The sequence below is a fragment of the Streptococcus sp. CCUG 71758 genome, assembly GCF_011714815.1.
GTDB lineage: Bacteria > Bacillota > Bacilli > Lactobacillales > Streptococcaceae > Streptococcus > Streptococcus halitosis.
In genome coordinates this window covers 105,532-122,064 of record NZ_RXXO01000004.1, presented here as the reverse complement: position 1 = coordinate 122,064, position 16,533 = coordinate 105,532, and the positions used below count along the sequence as shown (strand labels likewise).

Below are 16,533 nucleotides of genomic sequence, written 5' to 3'. Positions count from 1 at the left end.
TAAGGAGATAAATAGAAACAAAATAAACGAAACTGCTTCATAAAATGTAAGCGGTTTCGAACACACAAAGGAGGGTTTTATGAAAAAACACTTTTGGGAGAAATCCTGTCGCTATAGCATCCGCAAGCTGACGGTTGGGACTGCTTCTGTTTTACTGGGAGCTGTTTTTCTAGTAAACCACACTGTAGCCGCAGACAGTGTTGAGGTCAAGCAAACTGAACCAACCTCTGTCGAAGCTATCACTAAGCCTGATAGCGAACCCAAAGCAGCTGAAGCTACTGAAACTACAAATCCGTCTCTAGCCGAGAATCCCGTAGTTTCCGAAAGCAAGCCAGCTGAGGAGGCTCAGAAGACAAATAGTCAAGCTAGTGAAGAAGCCATTGTAGAAGCTAAAGAAAATAAGGAACCTGAAAAAGCAGATCAGCCGGTGACAAAGCAAGAGAACTATCAACTCAACTACGATCAACCAACAGCTCCCTCCTATGATGGATGGGAAAAACAAGCCCTCCCTGTCGGAAATGGAGAAATGGGAGCCAAGGTTTTCGGACTCATTGGGGAAGAGAGAATCCAGTACAACGAAAAGACCCTCTGGTCAGGAGGACCACAATCCGATAGCACCGACTATAATGGAGGAAACTACAAGGATCGCTACAAGGTCTTGGCGGAGATTCGTAAGGCCCTCGAAGCTGGAGACCGCCAAAAAGCCAAACAACTGGCCGAACAAAATCTAATCGGACCAAACAATGCTCAGTATGGACGTTATCTTGCCTTTGGTGATATCTTCATGGTCTTCAATAACCAGAAAAAAGGGTTAGATACTGTAACTGATTATCATCGTGGTTTGGATATCACAGAAGCCACTACGACCACTTCTTACACCCAAGATGGGACGACCTTCAAACGCGAAACCTTCTCCAGCTATCCTGATGATGTCACTGTGACCCACCTGACCAAAAAAGGAAACAAGACACTTGACTTTACCCTTTGGAACAGCTTGACAGAAGACTTGCTTGCTAATGGCAACTACTCTTGGGAATATTCCAACTATAAGAATGGTCATGTCACTACAGATGCAAACGGAATCCTTCTAAAGGGAACTGTCAAAGATAACGGCCTCCAATTTGCATCCTATCTAGGAATTAAAACGGATGGAACAGTTACTGTTCAGAATGAGACACTAACCGTTACAGGCGCAAGTTATGCAACCCTCTACCTCAGCGCCAAAACAAACTTTGCTCAAAATCCTAAAACCAACTATCGAAAAGACATTGACCTCGAAAAAACAGTTAAAGGGATTGTCGAAGCTGCTAAGGCCAAAGACTACGAGACACTTAAAAAGACCCATATCAAGGACTATCAAAGTCTCTTTAACCGCGTTAAACTAAACCTAGGCGGAAACAAGACTGCTCAAACGACAAAAGAGGCCCTTCAAAGCTATAACCCAGAAAAAGGGCAAAAATTGGAAGAACTCTTCTTCCAATACGGACGTTATTTACTCATCAGTTCTTCTCGTGATCGGACAGATGCCCTTCCTGCAAACCTACAAGGAGTCTGGAATGCTGTAGACAATCCACCTTGGAACGCTGACTACCACCTCAATGTCAATTTGCAAATGAACTACTGGCCTGCCTATATGAGCAATCTAGCTGAAACAGCCAAGCCAATGATTAATTACATTGACGACATGCGCTATTATGGCCGTATCGCTGCCAAGGAATACGCTGGCATCGAATCCAAAGACGGTCAAGAAAATGGTTGGCTTGTCCACACCCAGGCGACACCATTTGGCTGGACTACTCCAGGCTGGAATTACTATTGGGGTTGGTCTCCAGCTGCTAACGCTTGGATGATGCAAAACGTCTATGATTACTACAAGTTCACCAAGGATGAGACTTATCTCAAAGAAAAGATTTATCCAATGCTCAAGGAAACAGCTAAGTTCTGGAACTCCTTCTTGCACTACGACAAAGAAAGCGACCGTTGGGTGTCTTCTCCATCCTACTCACCTGAACACGGGACCATTACCATCGGAAATACCTTTGACCAATCGCTAGTCTGGCAGCTATTCCACGACTATATGGAAGTAGCCAACCATCTGAATGTCGACCAAGACTTAGTCACAGAGGTCAAGGCTAAATTTGACAAACTCAACCCCCTTCACATTAACAAAGAGGGACGCATCAAGGAATGGTACGAAGAAGACAGCCCACAATTCACAAATGAAGGGATTGAAAACAACCACCGTCACGTTTCCCATCTAGTTGGTCTCTTCCCAGGTACGCTCTTTAGCAAGGACCAAGCTGAATACCTAGAAGCTGCGCGTGCTACCCTCAACCACCGTGGAGATGGTGGTACAGGTTGGTCTAAGGCAAATAAAATCAACCTCTGGGCTCGTTTGCTGGACGGTAACCGTGCCCATCGCTTGCTCGCTGAACAGCTCAAGTATTCAACCCTAGAAAACCTTTGGGATACCCACGCGCCTTTCCAAATCGACGGCAACTTTGGGGCAACCAGTGGGATGGCAGAAATGCTCCTCCAATCACATACTGGCTATATTGCACCATTACCAGCTCTTCCAGATGCCTGGAAAGACGGTCAGGTTTCTGGCTTGGTTGCTCGAGGAAACTTTGAAGTCAGCATGAAGTGGAAAGATAAAAACCTGCAAAGCTTGTCCTTCCTTTCAAATGTCGGTGGAGACTTGGTTGTAGATTATCCAAATATCGAAGCCAGCCAAATCAAGGTCAATGGCAAACCAGTCAAGGCAACGATTCTCAAAAACAATCGCATCCAACTGGCAACACAAAAAGGTGACGTCATTACCTTTGAACACTTCCCTGGTCGTGTAACCAGTCTGACAGCCGTTCGACAAAATGGAGTCACTGCTGAACTCACCTTTAACCAAGTAGAAGGCGCTACCCACTATGTCATCCAAAGGCAAGTGAAAGACGCATCTGGCCAAACTTCTGCGACCAGAGAATTTGTAACCAATCAAACCCACTTTATCGACCGATCACTCAATCCTCAACATGCCTATACCTATACGGTCAAGGCGATGCTGGGCGAGCTTGCCACACAAGTTTCTGAACAGGCCACTGTCGAAACCTATAGCGAGTTGATGGACGACCGAGACAGCCGCATCCAGTACGGAGCTGCCTTTGGAAACTGGGCAGACTCAGAATTATTTGGAGGAACAGAGAAATTTGCTGACCTTTCAAAAGGAGACTACACAGACGAAGATCTCACTGCCACCATTCCTTTCACTGGCGTTGGTATCGAAATCTATGGACTGAAATCGTCTGAACTAGGTCTTGCCACTGCTAAAATTGATGGCAAAGAGGTCGGCGAGCTTGACTTCCATACTGCTGGAGCAACTGAAAAAGGTAGTCTCATTGGTCGCTTCACAGGATTATCTGACGGACCTCACACATTGACTCTTCGTGTTAAACGTGAGCACAAAGGACGTGGTAGTGAGCGCTCGAAAATTTCATTAGACTACTTCAAGATCCTATCAGGAACAGGCAACACGATTGAAAAAATGGATGATCGTGATTCGCGCATCCAATATGGTTCCCAGTTTAAGGACTGGTCTGACCCTGAACTCTACGGTGGTACGGAAAAATACGCTGATATTAACAACAGCGACTCTAGTGCAGCTTCAGAAGCTCAGGCAACTATTTCCTTTACAGGGACGGGCATTCGTATTTATGGCTTGAAGAGCCTTGCCCTTGGACGAGCACGTGTTACACTAGATGGCAAAGAAATGCCAAGTCTAGACTTCTACACTTCAGGTGCAACTGAAAAGAGAGCTTTTATTGGCGAATTTACAAACCTTACTGACGGTCCGCACACCCTGACATTACAAGTTGACCCAGATTCGCCAGAAGGTCGCAAGAAAATCTCTCTAGACTCCTTTGATATCATCAAAGCCCCTGCTGTTGGTCTAGATAGTCCAAGCATCGCGCCTCTTAAGGAAAACGACAAAACCATTTCCTTAAGCCTACCAGCTGGAGATTGGGAAGCCATCGCAGTGACCTTCCCAGGTGTCAAAGATCCTCTAGTTTTGCGTAAGGTGGATGAAACGCATCTAGTTACAAGTGGAGATCAGACCATCCTATCAATCCAAAACAATCAAGTTCAAATCCCAATCCCTGACGAAACCGATCGCAAAGCTGGAAAAGCGATTGAAGCTTATGCCATTCAAGGAACTACCACAAGCAGCCCTATCGTAGCCGTCTTTACTAAAAAGGATGAAAAGAAAGTTGATGAGAAGCAACCAACTACAAGCAAGGGAGAGGAACCAGCTCCTACTGTTGACATTCCTGAATACACTGGGCCTATCGGAACCGCAGGTCAAGAAGAGCCGCCTACTGTTGAAAAACCTGAATACACCGAACCTATCGGGACTGCAGGGCAAGAAGTGCCACCCACTGTAGAAATGCCTGAATACACCGAACCGATCGGAACGGCGGCGCAAGAAGAGTCCCCTACTGTAGAAAAGCCTGAATACACCGAACCGATCGGAACAGCAGGTCAAGAGGAAGCCCCTACTGTTGAAAAACCTGAGTACACTGGTGCTATCGGAACTAGTGGAGATCAGGCTACTCCAACCCTCACCCGACCTGAGTATCAGTTGCGCACCTTGAAAGATAAAAAGACGGGTGTCGAAATTATCGGTGGAGCTACCGACTTAGAAGGAATTTCTCACATCTCTAGCCGACGTGTCCTAACTCAGGAACTCTTTGGCAAGACCTATGATGCTTACGACCTACAACTTAAAAATCCAACAGATCATAGCTTGCAGCCAAAAGGCTCTGTCTTGGTTCGCTTGCCTATTTCAGCTAGCGTCGAAAAGGTCTACTACCTCACTCCGACCAAGGAATTGCAAGCCCTTGATTTCGACGTTCGAGATGGAAAGGTAGAATTCATCACTAATCATTTCAGTACCTATGCTGTCGTCTATCAAGCTACTGGAACAAGCTCTAACACTGAGGAAAAACCAAGTGCTTCAGATGAAGAAGCCTTGGCACACGAGACTGAACAATTTCCAGCTAGTCCGAGCCTTGCTAAAGCTGGAAATCATTCTCCTAAAGAACAACTTCCAGCAACAGGAGAAGCGTCCAACCCACTCCTCTTCTTAGCAGGCCTCAGCCTAGCCCTTACAGCCACTTTTATGTTAAAAGGGAGAAAGGATGACTCCAACTAACCTTTAAACACCCAAAAACAGGATGAAGATCACCTTCATCCTGTTTTATTTTGTAATCAGAAATTATGTTTACAGTAGGTATAAAAAGGCTAAGGTCAAGAGACTTGCTAGAAGCCCAACTCCCCAAAAGAAGAAATCAACCTTCCACTCACTCCAAGGATTGCCCTTGCCTGAGAATCCTCCAAGCTCAAAATGATGATGCACAGGTGTCATACGGAAAATACGCTTTCCACCACTAAGTTTGAAGTAGGTAACCTGCATCATAACAGAGCTTGTCTCAAAGACATAGATAATCCCAATCAGTAAAAGCGTCCATTCTTGGTGGAGGGCCATAGAGATTGCTGCCAACATCCCACCTAGAGCCAAACTTCCAACGTCTCCCATGAAGACCTTGGCAGGCTTGTGGTTAAAGACGAAGAAGCCTAGCAAACCACCAATCATGGTAAGAATCACAAGAAGGATATCCAGTTGATTTTGCATATAAGCAATCACACCGTAGGCCGATAAGCTAATCACCACGGAAATACTTGCTAAGCCGTCGATCCCGTCCGTCAGATTCACCGCATTTGAAAAACCAACTAGCCAGAAAAGGGCAAAGAAAATATAGAAAATGCCCAGATGAACTTGGTAGCCAAAGACTGAAAGCATATCGCCCCCACGCTCATAAAAGAGGTAGAAAATCACTCCTCCAAGCAACTGGAGAGCAAGCTTTTGTTTAGGATTCAATCCTTCGTTGATCTTACGGAAAATTTTGAGGAAGTCATCCAAAAAGCCTACCAAACCATACAAAACCAAGATAAACAAAATCATGCCTACATTGTTGGTAAATTGTTGGGTAAAGAGAGCAACAAGGAAGCTCACTACTACTGCAACGATCAGGAAGACAAGACCTCCCATGGTTGGAGTCCCAGCTTTAGCTTGGTGTTGCTTGACATCCTCGTGCATCTGCTGTCCTGTAATCTGTGCTTTTCGATAAAATCGGATAAAGGCTGGAATACCTATCAAGGTCAATAGAAAGGCTAGAACTCCAGCACTAATGGAACTAATCATCTTAATCTCCTAAAGTTATTTTCATTTTTTTAATGTCTTTGAGGGCTGTATTGGCACGGACACTTTGTTTCTTGACCGTTTTGCCACTACCTTCCCACTCGACTTCTATATTTAGCCATTTGGCAAATGTTTGCACATTTTCATCTGTCCAGCCATACATATCAGGCATTTCTTCGACCTTATCAGATAGGATCAAGATTTGCTGATTGGCTTCTAAATTATCTCCTTCAGAAACCGAGAGCTCCTTGATCTTGGTTCCTGTTCCGATAACGATTGGTTGGACAAGGTTACGACGCAATTCCTCTGCTAGGTCACCCGGAGTAAAGTCCTTGGTAGCTGGCATCGCATAGCTTGTCGTCTTGCTGACCTGATCCAAGTTCTTAGCAGTTGACTGAAGATTGAGGGATTCTTTCATGGCAGAAGCTCGCTCAAGGATTGGGTTGGCAAACTCTCCCAGCTGAACACCCGAATAATGCTCTGGCTGTTGCACCGTCACATAGAGGATAAAGTCAGGATTTTCTGCAGGATGCATCGACACAACAGAGAAGATATAGTTGGTTTCACCTGTAAGGTACCCGCCATTCTTCTCATCGGCAATCTGAGCAGTCCCTGATTTCAGAGCGACATTCTGACCTGGAACATTGACATTTGCTTTTCCTATGCTGTGGTTGTACATGGTACCGTAGACAGGATCTGTTCCGACCATGACCATGTGATCCCGAGTAGAGGACGCTGCAGCTTTTGACACAGGATTTCCGACGATCTCCTTTTGAGACTTACGAACAGACTGGTCATTTGGATCATAGAGGGCACTGATAAATTTCGGCTCTAACATGACCCCATCATTGGCAATGGCTGTAAAGGCACGAAGCATCTGGGTCTGGGTGACAGAGATCCCTTGTCCAAATGCACTCATGGCAATATTGACAATGTTATCCGCAGGTAATTGACCTGTGTACTCATCTGTCAGACCAAAACGAGTTGGCACCCCAAACTTAAAGCGGTTAAGGTAATCAAGCCAGGTTGCATCTCCCATCTTTTGCTCAAGCAAGGTCATCCCGATATTACTTGAGTGGGCAAAACCTTGAGAGAAGGTCATGGTGCCACCACTAGTCAATCCTTCATTGACGTCCCAGTCTCGAATGGTCGCATCAGCTATTTTCAATTCACTACTGTTAAAGTATTCCCCACCAGGGAAGGTATTGTTATCAATAGCTGAGGCCAACATCATCACCTTCATGGTGGAGCCTGGTTCATAGTTACTTTGATAGAGGATATCACGCCAGACAAAGTCTTTCGTGATGCCATCCTTGGTATCTGCGTTAAAGGTCGGTCGTTGAGTCGTAGCCAGGATTTCCCCTGTTTTAGCGCTGACCAAGGTAGCCGTCATATACTTGCCTTTTACCTTTTCCTGGAAGGCATCCATCTGAGTTTCCATAAAGGATTGCAAGGGACTAGAAAGGGTTGTGTAGACATCCTTTCCATCTACCGTTTGTTGGGAAGCTTGATCTGTACCCGGAACAATATTTCCCAGGCGATCCTTCTCATAGGTGATAATCCCATCTGTACCCGCCAGAATGCTATTTAAAGAACTCTCCAAACCAGATGTTCCAATCAAGCTCTTGGTACCATCCTCATTTTCATGAAGTTGCGCTAAACCAATAAAGGAAGAAGCAAACTGTCCATTGGGATAACTACGGTTAGGGCTTGTTGTAAAGTCAACCCCCTCGACACCAGCAGTTTTGAGGTCATTTTTAATAGCCATCATATTGGCATAGGTGATCCCATTTCCCTTGGTACCAAAAGACACCTGTTTTAGATCTGGCTGAGAAAGCTGTTCTTTGACATAGGACTCCTCCATATCCAGATACTTATGGAAAATTTCAGCTACCTTATTAAATTGAGAATCCTCTACATAGAGAATCTTGCCTGTTGCTGACTTGTAGGTCTTGTCAATAACGGCATAGATATTATACGAAGTTGCATCCTCAGCAATAGGTGTTCCATTACGATCGTAGATGGTCCCCCGTTTGGCTGGAATCGTCTTGGTTGTTTGGTGAACCTTTTTGGCTTCTTGAACCAAGTCCTTACCAAATTTTTTACCCGTTCCGATAATGACCGCAAAGTTGACCAAAAAGACAGCGAAGAGTATGACAGCCAATAAACTCAGGCTTTTCCCTACTCTTCGGCGATTTTCTTCTGGAGATTTACGGTTACGGACGGCATAACGGATGATTTTTTCTTTCCACTGTTTCATTTCTTACTCCGTTGCTCGGATATTTTCGTTATTCAGCTGCAAATTCTTAGAGTTTGCAATTTCTTTCAAACGTTCTGAACGAATCAATTCATTGACCTCTTGCTTGGCATCGTCTAGCTCGGTTTTCTTTTCTTCGATTTGAGCATTGACCTTGGTTAATTCATTCTGAACTTGTAATAGCTTGGTCTGCATAAACACAACGCTAATTGCCAGGATAATCATTGTTGCAGCAATCGAAACATAGAAGGCCTTTTCCACACGTGAAAAACCTTTAAACTTCGTTTGCAATAACTGGCTTGTTTTTTCGATTCTTTCTGCCATGTTTTTCCTCTTACTTGTGAATTTTTCTAGCCACGCGCAACTTGGCTGAATGCGAACGATTGTTGGCTTCTAGCTCTTCAGCACTTGGCAAGATTGGCTTGCGGGAGACCAATTCCATCTTGGGCTTAAGGTCATCTGGAATGAAGGGCAAGCCTTTGGGAACTTCCACTGTTGAAGCTTCTTTAAATAGTTGCTTGGTCAAGCGATCTTCCAGCGAATGGAAGGTAATGACCGAGATTCTACCATCCAAAGCCAGCATGTCCATGGCCTGCTGGATGGATTCATCTGCAGCACCCAGCTCATCATTGACTTCGATTCGGATAGCCTGGAAAATCTGCTTGGCAGGGTGTCCCTTTTTCTTGAGTTCCTTGGCAGGCTTGGCCGACTTGATAATCTCTGCCAACTCCGTCGTCGTCTCAATGGGTTTCACCTCACGCACTTGCTCAATCTTACGAGCAATCTGTTTAGAAAACTTATCTTCACCATACTTGAAAAAGATCCGGACCAAGTCATGATAGTCATAATGATTGACCACTTCATAGGCCGTCAAACTAGCTTCCTGATTCATCCGCATATCCAGTGGCGCATCCTTTTTATAAGAAAAGCCACGCTCACGCTGATCTAGCTGAGGGCTGGACACTCCCAAGTCATAACAAATTCCATCAATTTCCTGGACACCAGCCTCCTGCAAACGTGCCTGCAAATGACGGAAGTTATCCTTGATAAAGGTTACCATCCCCTTTTCGATATAGGGTGCCAACCGTTTTTGCGCATTATCAATGGCATTCTGGTCCTGGTCAAAGGCATAGAGATGCCCTTTTTCGCTCAATTTACTTAATAAATATTCGCTATGGCCTGCTCCGCCCAAAGTCGCATCAACGTAGATACCGTCAGGTTTTACGTCAAGCATATCAATCGTTTCATGAAGCAAGACCGTTACATGATGAAATTCTTTTGTCATATCCTATCTATTTTACCACAAATCCGACCAGCTTGCACTTGTCAGACAAGGCTAAGTTTCTTCGAAAAAAATTCTCAAAAATATGTCATATATAATTGACATCTCATCCCAAAAAGAATATAATATAGTCAAATATATGTGACATATCAGAAAGGAGACCCTATGAATCGTGTCAAAGAATTCCGCAAGGAACTGGGCATTTCCCAGCTCGAGCTCGCCAAAGATATCGGTGTCTCGAGACAGACCATCAACATGATTGAAAACGACAAGTACAATCCAACCTTGGGACTCTGTCTCAACCTCGCCCGCAGCCTCCAAACTGACCTCAATAGCCTCTTTTGGGAAGACGATTTTTAAAAAAGGAGCAAACAAATGAAAAAAGAAATTCTCACTGACAAACTTATCAAACGCACATACGGTATTTCTGGCCCCCTTGACGAACACAAACGGCGCGAGGCCGATCGTATCGGGAATCAAGTCTTTATTGTTCTCTTTTATCTGATGATATTTGGCAACCTCATCCCCTTTGTCCTTGCTTATAAATACCCGCAAATTGTCGCTATCGGCTATCCTCTCGTGGTGTTTGGCATTTCGATGATGGTTGCCCTCTATGTGGTCTCTCAAACCAAGAAAACGGGCATCACAGCTATTGATCCCGAAATGCTGAGTCAAAAAGAAAGTAAAAAGCTACATTTTCCGGGTCTAAAAGCCGGTCTGATCTACGGCATAGCGATATTTTTTATAATGCCACTCATCGATACCCTAACCAGTGAAAATCCAAATTTCATCAGTTCTCTTCTGAATTCAAAACATATTTTAAAAACTATACTGGGAGCGTTCTTTTTTGGACTGATGATGCAAATTATCGTCTCTCTTCGCATTCAAAAGGCCAAGAAAGACCAAGAAGACGACTAGGAGGTTCCTTATGAAATCACTAGCTAGACTACTGATCAGTCATGTTTTTATCAGTATTTTCCTTTCCTTCGCTCTTATTTCAGGAGCTGTTTCTAATACAGTTTTAATACTATTACTCCTCTTTCTTCCTGTACTCAATAAAGGACTTGAGAAAATGCAATCAAAACGGGTACCTATCCTCAACGCTGCCCTCTTCTTCCTCCTTATATCCTTTCCACAACTTTTAACCAACCCTGTCCAATGGAAATTTTCAATATTCCTAGTCATAACCATTATTTCAAGTTTGGCCTACTTCTATAACTTTTATCAAGTAGTTAAAGAAGGAGATCGAAAACAGTTGATTTAGGAGATTACTCCCATAATTTCTCATTTTATAGACAAATAATCCCATCCAGCTCATGCTAGATGGGATTATTTTATTTCTTAACAGAGGTTGCAAGTCATTTCCCTTTCATCTTAGAAAGTCGACTCTTTCCAACTCACACTACAATCCAAGACTTGTTGCCTTTCTTCTTGATTGCGGCCTTCAATCTGGTCAATCAAAATCTTTGTAGCCTGTTGTCCTTCTTCAAAGGCGGGCTGAACCAACGTCGAAACACTTGGAGAAGAAAAGCAAGTCCACTCCGTATTGTCAAAACCAATCAACCCAACTTGTGGCAAGTTATAATTCAACTCTTTGATAACTGTAAAGACTAGAGGTAGGGCCCAACAGTTAGGGACAAATACCAGAGTTTTTTCATCGGGATTGATTTCTTTTTGTAAAAATTCCTTAATTTGTTCCAAATTCGTATGCTTATCTTCAATGGTTAGACTAGCGTGGCGCATATTAGCATCTGTTAAAGCATCCACAAAACCACTTGCCCGCTCAATCCGAGTACTCAAACGACTCGTATCCGCTGTAATCAAGAGAAAATGCTCATAACCTTTTTCGATACAGGACTGGGTCATGTCATAAACGGCATCATAGTTATTGGTTTTGACCCAGCTAGTCCGGTGTTCATAGAGCTGACTATCAAAAAAGACCATTTTCTTCTTTTTCTCATCGATAATACGAGAATATTTTCGGAAATTAGAGGTCGGCTGAATAATAAAGCCGTCTACTCCCAAGAGAAGCATGCTTTCAATATACCTGTCCTCACTCTCTTGGCTGTAATTACTATTTCCTATCATTACCTGGTAGCCATTCTGGCTGGCGATATCCTCAATTCCCTTAACAATTTGGTTTGAGAAACTGTTGGTAATATCACCAATCAAGACACCAATTAATTTTGTTCGTTTGGAGTTTAAGCTACGCGCAACAATGCTCGGTTTGTAATTTGTTTCATGAATAACTTTTTCAATCTTTTCACGTGTCTCTCGGGACATTTTTTCATATTTCCCGTTTAGGTAAAATGACACGGTTGTTTTCGAGGTCTGAGCCATTTCTGCAATGTCTTTTATGGTCAGTTTCTTCTCCAATCTAAAACACCTCCTACTAATACTTATTATAACATATTCACTAGTCAAAACGCCTATTTCTAGCACTGCAAGCGAATCATTCTCTCATTTATTTTATCATATACTAGACATTTTCCACGCATTTTTGTTCCGTCAACGAGGCACAATTTTTCACCTATACAAATATCCTCGCTTAATAACAGAATCAGCTTGTCTGTTTCGTCATTTTTCACTTCAAAAGCCAGAGCATTTTCTACTTCATGACCATCTGTCTGGTAGACAGAATGACGGGTGATTTCAAAACTCTCATGCGCAATGATGGTATAATCCAGCATCTGATTCTCAAAGAATTGGTGTTTCGTGAGTTTGCTACTTTTTTCAAGCTCATTGTATTTAGGAGAAATAATGGTATCTTCCAAATCAAAATCAACTGCACTCCATAGTTTCAACTGATTGATTTTCCCATCTTGATAGGTCACATCCTTGTCAAGGATAAACTGAGTCAACGACTCATGCTGACCTTGACACCTGATGTCATCTACCAAGAGCCACACATCCTCTGCCAACATGAGGATTTTTCTCCTGTGAAGATAAGGCAAATCAGGTTCTGCTGACCAATAAGCCCCCTCAATATAATGCACTCCCTCCCTTTCTTTATGGTGACAAAACAGGGAGTGAGGATAGTATTCATATTCCCAGGATCCCGTGATTCTTTCCGGAGCTTTCCCATCTACAATGCAGGTTGAATGACTCCAAGCACTCTTTAAGAGATAACGTTCATCTATCTCCCGATAAGAATAACGCCCAGCATCTATGAAAATCGGTTGGCCTTGATACTGTAAGCAAAAACTATTCTCGTCACTATGGCTATGGGCACTTCCCAGCGGACCGTTTTTGAAAAATAGATAACGATGTTCAGCCTTAATGCAGACATGTCCAGAGTCTTCAAAGATCATAAACTTAGGCTGCCAATCTCTCTTTTCAAATTCCTGCAGTCGCTTGACCTTTTCTCGCCCCAGGAACAAGAGGCTAAGCAAATCGACTTTAATATCCAGACCGTTAAGAAGGTCTTCCTTGTTCAAAACTACAGCAGACAAGCTCAAAATTTCTGTCGTTTCTGTAGAATCACTATCACCAAAAGCTAAGGTCCGTCCATCTAGACCTGTCATCATCTGAATGTAAATCGCCATCTTTTCCAGCAGCTCTTGAAAGCTATCTTGCAAGTCTGGAAGCAAGAGACACAAGTCCAGCAAGGCTTTATAAACCTCTACATGATAGAGAATCGACTGTTCAAACTGGCTTCCATCTTCTAAAATCTGCGTCTCGATCTGCTGTTTCAACTCCTTTGAAGCAAAATAGTAAGCTTCTTCTAGGTCCATCTTATCTGAAAAGAAATGATAGATTGCAAGTATCGGAATCGTTTGTAAAATCCCCCAGTTACTAAGGGTGTACTTGGCGCGATAGTGGCTTTTCATAAAGTCAATCTGCTTTTCTAGACTGACTAAAATTTTCTCTAGTTCTTGCTCCTCTAGCAAGTCAAATTTCAAGAGGAGCAAGAGTAGTTTCAACCAAGTAAAGGAACGAATACCCGTATCCAAGGTTCTAGTCATCAAAGATGGAGGAGAAAACTCTCTCACCTGCTCAATCCAATCAAATAGAAAGAACTTGCACTTTTGAATATAGCCCTTATCTCCTTCTACCAGATACCCAATCATAAACTGCAAGAGATATTCTTGTCGATTGAGCATATAAGCCCATTCTGGATCATCTTCAAATACTTGATACCATACCATTGGCTGGATTTGATGGATTTTTGAACAAGGCTCCATATCCCAAGGACTATCAAACATAAAACGATTGTCCATCAAGCGTTCAAGGGAACGCTTGACTTTCTCATAGTCTTTTGAACAGTGGGACAAGATATAATCACGATATTGATCCCCATCAATTCTTTCAAAAAATTGTCTTCTTTCTTCTTTCATTATCTATTACCAGAAAAAGAACTACTTAAAAAGCAGTTCTTTTGTCTTTCCCATTACACTTTCCTTTTCTACATAGATGACCACACCTTTTGCAATCTGCAAGGAGACCAAGTCATCTTTGATAGAAATGATTTTTCCATGAATTCCAGACAATAACAACACTTCATCACCAGATTTTAAAGAAGCTAAATACTCTTGTCGTTGCTCCATCTGTTTGTGAAGCAACTTTTGCTGACGAATAGATTGAAAGCTTGACAGTAAAAGGGGGCTAACTGCCAAGACAATCACTATTCCATAAAACAATGTTGTATCCATTAAGCTAGAATCTTAAGCCAGCTTCCGATAATTCCGATGATAACTGTTAAAATAACGAGTTTATATGTTGTCCATTTCTTTTCTTTGATCAAGTAGTAAACTAAAAGTGTAAATAGGGCTGGTAGAAGAGCTGGAGCAACCTTATCAAGCATTCCCTGAATACTTACGATACTTTGTTTAGCGTCTGCTTTAACTTCCCCTGCAGCAAAGGTGATCGGCACCATAATCTTAACAGATGTCGCTGCCAAACCAGCAATTACGGTTACACCGATAATATTGGCAATACGAGAAATCGTTGCCATCTGCTCGCTTAGTTTATCAATCACAGTTGTTCCCAGTTTGTACCCATACAGACCAGTTGACAATTTAATCGCTGTTAAAATCGTATTCATCGCAAGGAAGAACAAGATTGGACCGACAACCAGGCCTTCTTGAGCAAACGAAGCTGCGATGGTCGAGAACAATGGAGCTAAACAGAATTGTGAGAGAGAATCCCCAATACCTGCTAATGGCCCCATCAAGGCCATCTTGATGCTACGTGTCTCTTTTGCCGGACGGCCATTTTCCAACATTACAAGATGCAAGCTGGTAATAAAAGGCAGGAAGTGTGGGTTGGTATTATAGAATTCACAGTTTTCTTCCAAGGCTTGGTAGAAACCTTCCTGATCCTCTCCATAGTGTTTTTTCAAAGCAGGATACATCACATTGGCATATCCCAACCCTTGATAGTTACTATAGTTAAATCCATTTTGACAAAAGAATGCCCGCAAAGACGTTTTAAGATAATCACGTTTTGTTAATTTGTTAGATCCAGTCATCGTGTGCTTCCTCCTCTACCACATGATTCGCTGTTTTTGGCTTGTTATAAAATTCAATCAAAGCAAAGATAGTACCTACAATTGCAATACCAATTGTTGGGATGTTTAGATAAGCCGCACAAACATATCCCAACAAGACAAACGGAATCAACTCTTTCTTAGCCATCACTGACAAGATCATTGCAAAACCGATAGCTGGGAGCATTTTACCAGCAACTGTCAAACCTGTAAGCAATACTGGTGGAATGTAGTCTACGAGTTTCAACAAGGTATCCATTGAAAGGGCACCCAAGCAACCCAAGGTAAAGCCGATAAAGGCAAACAACCAAATTGTTGCATTTAGAGTGAACTTGAATTTCTTCAAATTATGGTTTTTCAAGTGCTTCATCGCCGTTTCAGGCGCACCAGCACGTACAGTATAGGCGAAAGTTTGTAAGAATTGAATCGCCACAGCAATCGGAGTAGAGAGGGCAAGAGCCGCTTCTGGACTGACTTTACCAGCACTAGTGATAGCCATCAAGGTACCAAAGATACCAGGTCCGATTGGGTTTGGTGGAACCGTACCTCCAGCACCAACACCGAATCCCATATAAGCCAATTCACCAATAGCTCCCATTGCAAGAGCAGTAGGCAAATCACCTAGAATAATTCCGACACCAAACGACAAAACAATACATCTATTGGTGTAAATCCCTAACAGCATTCCACTAAAACAGAAAGCTGTCCATAATCCAATTAAAATCGCTTGAAATACATTAATCGACATAACGATCTCCTCTTTTAAATATAGTCCAGAATGTTGACTTCAACAGCTCCATCGTTTCCTGTTGGAGTTGTTTTCGTATTAAATGTTACTTGATAAGTTTGGTTCAATTCCTTGAGGGCTGCCTTGTCCTCTTCACCTAGGAAGATAGAGCGTGTCACCTGCTCTTTACCAGGGGCATTGTGAATGTTCCCGATATTGATTTCTTTAATTGGAACACCACCTTCTACCAAGGTTAAAGCATCTTTTACATCCTTCACAACGATAAAGATTGTTTGCGCGGGATTCGCCTTGTGGATAATATCAATCACCTTTTGCAAAGGGAAGAAACGCATGGCAACTGAGTCCGGCACAACTGTTTTCATCAGAGTTTGTTGCATCTTATCTGTGCTCACTTCGTCATTAGCAACAATAACTGTATTACACCCCAGGTATTTTACCCAAAGTTGTCCTTGCCCGTGAATTAAACGTTCATCGATACGGGTCATAATAATATTTGGCGTCGTCATAT

The 16,533-nt window shown here is 42.9% G+C and carries 14 protein-coding genes; 4 read left to right on the top strand and 10 right to left on the bottom strand.

Annotation, left to right across the window (positions count from 1 at the left end; translation table 11 throughout):
• Window positions 1-79: 79 nt before the first annotated feature.
• Entirely contained in the window at window positions 80-5,203 is a 5,124-nt protein-coding gene (locus tag EKB01_RS07920) for an SIALI-17 repeat-containing surface protein (protein ID WP_167266456.1), read from the top strand.
• Between the two features lie 69 nt (window positions 5,204-5,272).
• Here the strand turns inward: EKB01_RS07920 and mraY are convergent, their stop codons facing one another.
• From mraY to rsmH, 4 genes are read right to left on the bottom strand one after another with little or no spacing between them, the layout of a single operon-like run.
• Entirely contained in the window at window positions 5,273-6,253 is a 981-nt protein-coding gene (gene mraY / locus EKB01_RS07915) for a phospho-N-acetylmuramoyl-pentapeptide-transferase (protein ID WP_084852190.1), read from the bottom strand.
• Between the two features lies 1 nt (window position 6,254).
• On the bottom strand, window positions 6,255-8,510 hold the full coding sequence (pbp2X, locus tag EKB01_RS07910) for a penicillin-binding protein PBP2X (protein WP_167266453.1): 2,256 nt from the start codon (window positions 8,508-8,510) through the stop codon (window positions 6,255-6,257).
• Between the two features lie 3 nt (window positions 8,511-8,513).
• Window positions 8,514-8,831 (bottom strand): cell division protein FtsL, encoded by a 318-nt coding sequence (gene ftsL, locus EKB01_RS07905; protein ID WP_000840796.1) that lies wholly within the window; start codon window positions 8,829-8,831, stop codon window positions 8,514-8,516.
• Window positions 8,832-8,841: 10 nt separating this feature from the next.
• The gene (gene rsmH / locus EKB01_RS07900; RefSeq protein ID WP_033585827.1) at window positions 8,842-9,792 is read right to left on the bottom strand and encodes a 16S rRNA (cytosine(1402)-N(4))-methyltransferase RsmH; all 951 of its coding nucleotides are present in this window, start codon (window positions 9,790-9,792) and stop codon (window positions 8,842-8,844) included.
• A gap of 162 nt (window positions 9,793-9,954) precedes the next feature.
• Here rsmH and EKB01_RS07895 point away from each other — a divergent pair, with 162 nt between their 5' ends.
• Genes EKB01_RS07895 through EKB01_RS07885 form a run of 3 tightly spaced genes read left to right on the top strand, consistent with a single transcriptional unit; the run spans window position 9,955 to window position 11,053 of the window.
• Entirely contained in the window at window positions 9,955-10,149 is a 195-nt protein-coding gene (locus EKB01_RS07895; RefSeq protein ID WP_167266451.1) for a helix-turn-helix transcriptional regulator, read from the top strand.
• A gap of 15 nt (window positions 10,150-10,164) precedes the next feature.
• The gene (locus EKB01_RS07890) at window positions 10,165-10,707 is read left to right on the top strand and encodes a DUF3278 domain-containing protein (protein ID WP_167266448.1); all 543 of its coding nucleotides are present in this window, start codon (window positions 10,165-10,167) and stop codon (window positions 10,705-10,707) included.
• A gap of 10 nt (window positions 10,708-10,717) precedes the next feature.
• Complete coding sequence (locus EKB01_RS07885; protein WP_167266445.1) at window positions 10,718-11,053, top strand: hypothetical protein; 336 nt, start codon at window positions 10,718-10,720, stop codon at window positions 11,051-11,053.
• Between the two features lie 110 nt (window positions 11,054-11,163).
• Here EKB01_RS07885 and EKB01_RS07880 read toward each other — a convergent pair whose 3' ends face one another.
• The 6 genes from EKB01_RS07880 to EKB01_RS07855 are packed head-to-tail and all read right to left on the bottom strand — an operon-like array spanning window position 11,164 to window position 16,531.
• Entirely contained in the window at window positions 11,164-12,165 is a 1,002-nt protein-coding gene (locus EKB01_RS07880) for a LacI family DNA-binding transcriptional regulator (protein WP_000412460.1), read from the bottom strand.
• A gap of 59 nt (window positions 12,166-12,224) precedes the next feature.
• Window positions 12,225-14,126 carry an alginate lyase family protein gene (locus tag EKB01_RS07875; RefSeq protein ID WP_167266443.1) on the bottom strand — a complete coding sequence of 634 codons (1,902 nt, stop codon included), beginning with the start codon at window positions 14,124-14,126 and terminating at the stop codon, window positions 12,225-12,227.
• Window positions 14,127-14,147: 21 nt separating this feature from the next.
• The gene (locus EKB01_RS07870) at window positions 14,148-14,441 is read right to left on the bottom strand and encodes a preprotein translocase subunit YajC (protein WP_000381743.1); all 294 of its coding nucleotides are present in this window, start codon (window positions 14,439-14,441) and stop codon (window positions 14,148-14,150) included.
• Window positions 14,441-15,259, bottom strand: coding sequence for a PTS system mannose/fructose/sorbose family transporter subunit IID (locus tag EKB01_RS07865; RefSeq protein WP_000148013.1), 819 nt, complete (start codon window positions 15,257-15,259; stop codon window positions 14,441-14,443). Before EKB01_RS07865 ends, EKB01_RS07870 begins: the two co-directional genes overlap by 1 nt.
• A complete protein-coding gene (locus tag EKB01_RS07860; protein WP_000026611.1) occupies window positions 15,246-16,025 on the bottom strand; it encodes a PTS mannose/fructose/sorbose/N-acetylgalactosamine transporter subunit IIC in 780 nt (259 codons plus the stop codon). The genes EKB01_RS07865 and EKB01_RS07860 overlap by 14 nt, the downstream gene beginning before the upstream one ends.
• 14 nt (window positions 16,026-16,039) lie before the next feature.
• Window positions 16,040-16,531: a PTS system mannose/fructose/N-acetylgalactosamine-transporter subunit IIB gene (locus EKB01_RS07855; RefSeq protein WP_167266440.1), complete on the bottom strand. Its 492-nt coding sequence runs from the start codon at window positions 16,529-16,531 to the stop codon at window positions 16,040-16,042.
• Between the last annotated feature and the right edge of the window lie 2 nt (window positions 16,532-16,533).

Excerpts from the sequence above, each read along its gene's own strand:
- EKB01_RS07920 (WP_167266456.1), top strand. The coding sequence starts at position 80 with ATGAAAAAACACTTTTGGGAGAAATCCTGTCGCTATAGCATCCGCAAG.
- mraY (WP_084852190.1), bottom strand. The coding sequence starts at position 6,253 with ATGATTAGTTCCATTAGTGCTGGAGTTCTAGCCTTTCTATTGACCTTG.
- pbp2X (WP_167266453.1), bottom strand. The coding sequence starts at position 8,510 with ATGAAACAGTGGAAAGAAAAAATCATCCGTTATGCCGTCCGTAACCGT.
- ftsL (WP_000840796.1), bottom strand. The coding sequence starts at position 8,831 with ATGGCAGAAAGAATCGAAAAAACAAGCCAGTTATTGCAAACGAAGTTT.
- rsmH (WP_033585827.1), bottom strand. The coding sequence starts at position 9,792 with ATGACAAAAGAATTTCATCATGTAACGGTCTTGCTTCATGAAACGATT.
- EKB01_RS07895 (WP_167266451.1), top strand. The coding sequence starts at position 9,955 with ATGAATCGTGTCAAAGAATTCCGCAAGGAACTGGGCATTTCCCAGCTC.
- EKB01_RS07890 (WP_167266448.1), top strand. The coding sequence starts at position 10,165 with ATGAAAAAAGAAATTCTCACTGACAAACTTATCAAACGCACATACGGT.
- EKB01_RS07885 (WP_167266445.1), top strand. The coding sequence starts at position 10,718 with ATGAAATCACTAGCTAGACTACTGATCAGTCATGTTTTTATCAGTATT.
- EKB01_RS07875 (WP_167266443.1), bottom strand. The coding sequence starts at position 14,126 with ATGAAAGAAGAAAGAAGACAATTTTTTGAAAGAATTGATGGGGATCAA.
- EKB01_RS07870 (WP_000381743.1), bottom strand. The coding sequence starts at position 14,441 with ATGGATACAACATTGTTTTATGGAATAGTGATTGTCTTGGCAGTTAGC.
- EKB01_RS07865 (WP_000148013.1), bottom strand. The coding sequence starts at position 15,259 with ATGACTGGATCTAACAAATTAACAAAACGTGATTATCTTAAAACGTCT.
- EKB01_RS07860 (WP_000026611.1), bottom strand. The coding sequence starts at position 16,025 with ATGTCGATTAATGTATTTCAAGCGATTTTAATTGGATTATGGACAGCT.
- EKB01_RS07855 (WP_167266440.1), bottom strand. The coding sequence starts at position 16,531 with ATGACGACGCCAAATATTATTATGACCCGTATCGATGAACGTTTAATT.